At 56.1% G+C, this 2,780-nt stretch carries 6 protein-coding genes; 3 read left to right on the plus strand and 3 right to left on the minus strand.

Going from position 1 to position 2,780, the window contains the following annotated elements:
* Window positions 1–166: 166 nt before the first annotated feature.
* The 3 genes from CUJ86_RS11640 to CUJ86_RS11650 form a co-directional block, all read right to left on the minus strand.
* Window positions 167–484, minus strand: coding sequence for a HepT-like ribonuclease domain-containing protein (locus CUJ86_RS11640; protein ID WP_328590982.1), 318 nt, complete (start codon window positions 482–484; stop codon window positions 167–169).
* Between the two features lie 6 nt (window positions 485–490).
* Window positions 491–781 (minus strand): nucleotidyltransferase family protein, encoded by a 291-nt coding sequence (locus tag CUJ86_RS11645; protein WP_130647746.1) that lies wholly within the window; start codon window positions 779–781, stop codon window positions 491–493.
* 278 nt (window positions 782–1,059) lie between these two features.
* On the minus strand, window positions 1,060–1,362 hold the full coding sequence (locus CUJ86_RS11650; protein WP_130647747.1) for a nucleotidyltransferase family protein: 303 nt from the start codon (window positions 1,360–1,362) through the stop codon (window positions 1,060–1,062).
* Window positions 1,363–1,460: 98 nt separating this feature from the next.
* Between CUJ86_RS11650 and CUJ86_RS11655 the strand changes: the two genes are divergently transcribed.
* The 3 genes from CUJ86_RS11655 to CUJ86_RS11665 form a co-directional block, all read left to right on the plus strand.
* Window positions 1,461–2,006, plus strand: a complete 546-nt coding sequence (locus tag CUJ86_RS11655; RefSeq protein WP_235855679.1) for a nucleotidyltransferase domain-containing protein — start codon at window positions 1,461–1,463, stop codon at window positions 2,004–2,006.
* Window positions 1,999–2,466 carry a HEPN domain-containing protein gene (locus CUJ86_RS11660; protein WP_235855680.1) on the plus strand — a complete coding sequence of 156 codons (468 nt, stop codon included), beginning with the start codon at window positions 1,999–2,001 and terminating at the stop codon, window positions 2,464–2,466. The genes CUJ86_RS11655 and CUJ86_RS11660 overlap by 8 nt, the downstream gene beginning before the upstream one ends.
* Before the next feature lie 115 nt (window positions 2,467–2,581).
* The coding region (locus tag CUJ86_RS11665; protein WP_207231424.1) for a nucleotidyltransferase family protein at window positions 2,582–2,780 on the plus strand (199 nt) is incomplete at its 3' end.

The following is a 2,780-nucleotide window of genomic DNA, read 5'->3' on the forward strand; positions in this document are numbered from 1 at the left end:
ACGTCATCACCCACGAGATCCCGGCTCAAAAACCCCTGATCCATGCGTTGCTCGATCTTTGAGCGTATGCGCTGCCCATCAGGGTGGGATCTCGTTATTAGGGGGGTGTTTTCCCCTCACTGGAGAGCCCGTCTGTATCTCGTAGTGCGGTATAACTCCGCCCGGGTCAGGGATCCTGCAGATCTGCCAGGATCTCTGCAACTGCCCGCTTCAATGCAGGGAGATCCTGTTCGATGACGTCCCAGACCGCGGTCAGGTCCACACCCATATATCGATGGATCAGAATATCACGAAGGCCGGCAACCGCACGCCAGGGTACGTCCGGGCGTTTCTCTCTCACCGGTTCAGAGACCTGCTTCACCGCCTCGCCGATGATCTCGAAGTTGCGGATCACCGCGTCCTGCACCATCGGAGATGTCATGAACGCCTCCCGTTCTCGTAGGACTCGATCCTGTCGGAGTGTATGGATGAGGTACGGCCAGATCGTCTTTCACAGGGGGACGGCCTCCTGGTGAATGCGGTCCTTGATATACCAGTGCAGCCCTCCCTCTGTCACCACATCGACCCTGCGGCCGAGCAGATCCTCCAGATCCTGGACGAGGGCGACATGGTCGAGGAGATTTCTTCCCGGTTCAAACTCGACGAGGAGATCGATGTCGCTCTCCGGGGTCTCCTCGCCCCTGACGGCCGAGCCGAAGAGCCGGACCGTAAGGGCGCCGTGATCTGCTGCGATCCGCAGAATCTCATCCCGTTTTTCCAGCACATCTGCATACAGGCTCATCTGATCCTCTCCTATCTCTATAGAGGTTGCCATGGGGCCGCTCCCGTTTCCGCGATCTGCTGCCGGCCCCTTGCATGGCGTTCACCTGATAACGAGCGGCAGGGCTACGGAAGGTCTCTGGAAAAAAGCGCAGAGCACGATCTCGTCCACCCGTTGAAGAATAAGGTTGACGACCTCGCCGATCACCCCATCCTGCACGGGATGAACTCCTCACAGTCCATTCCCCGGGTATATGCTGAATCCTCTCGATCGCCTCAAGAATGTCCTTGAGATAGAGATTATATTCCCTGGACATACCTGACGCTCCGGAGGATGTGTGGTGCAAGACCCGGTTTTAAGGTGTCCCGATCGACGAGGTCGACGCTCCTCCCGAAGAGATCTTCAAGGAAAAACTTGAGATCCATATAGGTGTCGAAGGAGCGCCTCCCCTCTTCGAACTCGATCAGGATATCGATATCGCTGTCTTCGCCTTCTTCGCCCCGGACGAAGGATCCGAAGATCCCGATCCGCCGAACGCCGAGGCTCCTGATCCTCGTCCGGTGATCTGCCAGCGCACCGATGATGCCCTCAGCCGTCAGCATGCTATTACCTCTGGTACGCACTGATCAGGATAAGGGTTTCCTCCGGCGGCCAGGGAGAGGCGCTACCTTTTTCAATCATCGGTTCAAATAAGTTCCATGTGGAACAAAATGTATCCATTCAGATCATTGCTCTCCTGCTCAGGGGCGACTCGTACCCCCGCAAACTCGCAAAAGATCTGGGCATTTCGCACACCACCGTGTTGCGGAAACTCAAGGACCTCTTAGACGAAAATGTCGTCGACTTCAGGGTAGAGGGGAAAAATAGGGTTTATTTCCTGAAAAAAACCCTTGAATCACGAGTTTATGTATTCATGACGGAGTGGTACACCCTCAAAGCGTTGATCGAGCAGGCCCCCCACCTGAGGTCCGTCGTCAGGACGATTCAGGAGAGAGAGGATATCCCGCTTGCCGTGCTCTTCGGGAGTTATGCAAAGGGGACCGCGGACCAGAGGAGCGACATCGACGTCTATATCGAGACGGGCGAGAGAGAGGTGAAGCAGGAGCTGGAACGGTGCCACTCGCGGCTCAGCATAAAAATCGGACCATGGGACCAGGAGAATCTGCTGATCCAGGAGATCGCAAAAAACCACGTCATCATAAAGGGAGTCGAACGCTACTATGAAAAGACAAAATTTTTTGAGTAAACTCTTCAGAAAGGGGAAGATCCAGATCGTCGAACCCAGCGTTCAGGTCCAGGAGGCGTACCGGAGGAAGTCGGAGAGTTATCTGATCTCGGCGAAGATCCTGCTGGAGAACGGGCGGCTTGAAGAGACGGTATCGATGGCGTATTACAGCATGTATTACATGGTCCTGGCCCTCCTTTTCAAGACTGGAATCAAGTGCGAGAACCACTCCGGTGCGATGATCCTGCTGGAGCATCTCTACGGTATCGACAGTTCCCACCTGGCCGCCGCAAAAAGAGAACGGATCGACAAGCAATATTATGTGGACTTCGCCATTACGGCGGAGGATGTCCGGGACTCGATAGAAGAGGCAGAGGCGTTCTGTGCAGATCTGCTCGATTTCATGGAGCGATTGCACCAGGGAGATATCTCACGCCTGAGGGACGAGGCCGTGCGGCTCCTGGAAGGGCCGGACGAATAGGATCCAGGGGCGAAGGGCCGGTCCGGCAGGTTCCGGGTTTGCTCAACTGGACCGGAGGTGCACAGTTCGCGGGCACCTATAAATACCCCTGTAGCCCAGATCCACCTGATCCAACATGGCCGCTCCTCTCCAGACCGACGACTTCAGGCGATTGCAGGAGCGATCGGCCTGGACAGGAGAGCACTTTGGCGTGCAGCGGATCGGGATCTTTGGCTCGGTTGCCAGGGGGGAGAATACCCCGACGAGCGATATCGACATCCTCGTCGAATTTTCGAGGGGAAAGGCAACGTTCCGGAACTTCATGGCCCTGATCG

Origin of the sequence: Methanofollis fontis, from assembly GCF_004297185.1 — an archaeon.
GTDB classification, from domain to species: domain Archaea; phylum Halobacteriota; class Methanomicrobia; order Methanomicrobiales; family Methanofollaceae; genus Methanofollis; species Methanofollis fontis.

Bases quoted from the DNA above. Each gene is read 5' to 3' on its own strand.
- CUJ86_RS11645 (WP_130647746.1), bottom strand. From the start codon at position 781: ATGAGCCTGTATGCAGATGTGCTGGAAAAACGGGATGAGATTCTGCGG.
- CUJ86_RS11650 (WP_130647747.1), bottom strand. From the start codon at position 1,362: ATGCTGACGGCTGAGGGCATCATCGGTGCGCTGGCAGATCACCGGACG.